The sequence below is a fragment of the Polaribacter sp. BAL334 genome, from assembly GCF_015767435.1.
Taxonomy (GTDB): domain Bacteria; phylum Bacteroidota; class Bacteroidia; order Flavobacteriales; family Flavobacteriaceae; genus Polaribacter.
Map to the genome: position 1 here is coordinate 1 of NZ_JADWOV010000115.1, position 714 is coordinate 714.

At 25.8% G+C, this 714-nt stretch carries 1 protein-coding gene; it reads right to left on the reverse strand.

Translation table 11 applies throughout. The features are described 5' to 3' along the window. A partial coding sequence (locus IU405_RS00605) for an Eco57I restriction-modification methylase domain-containing protein (protein ID WP_197436716.1) occupies window positions 1-714 on the reverse strand: 714 nt, incomplete at both ends.

Genomic DNA, 714 nt, shown 5'->3' on the forward strand with positions numbered 1-714 from the left:
ATATAGATTTTTTAGTTTTTCTCTTGATGATTTATTAATAAAATCCTGTGGAAAAACAATACCCTGAGCAACTTCTAATTTTTCATCAAATTTAAAATTTGAAACATTATTTATTTTTTCTAAAATTGTTTCAAATAAATTGCTATTAAAATTGAATCCCTTGTCAAGGAAGTTTTCTATTAAAATTTTTGGCTTTAAAACTTCAATACTATCCCCAACATTATTATTAAGTATTCCAAGAGCATCTTCAAAATTTGGTTTTTTTGAAACAATTTTTTTATAATCAAATGTGTAATTATCAGATTTTACTTTTTCAAATTGCATTATCATTGTTTGAATACTTGCAGAATCAAAAACCATATAACTACCAAAATCAATAAGTTTTAGGAAACGTGAATTTTGCAACATGAAATTTCTCATTTTACTTGCGCCTGAATTTGTCGTCCAATTATTTGGTGCAATAAAATTTAAAGTTCCGTTTTCTTTTAATAGTTTGATACCATCTGTAGTAAACATATACCATATATCCATTTTACCCTGATAAACCTCATTATCTCTTAACCCATCAAATATCTCTTTTCCTTCATATTCTTTAATATAAGGTGGATTTCCAATAATAGCATCAAAACCAAGATAAGTTCCATCATCGGATAAAACTTCTGGAAATTCAAATCTCCACTCAAAAGCATTTAGAAAAATTACATTGTTTACAAT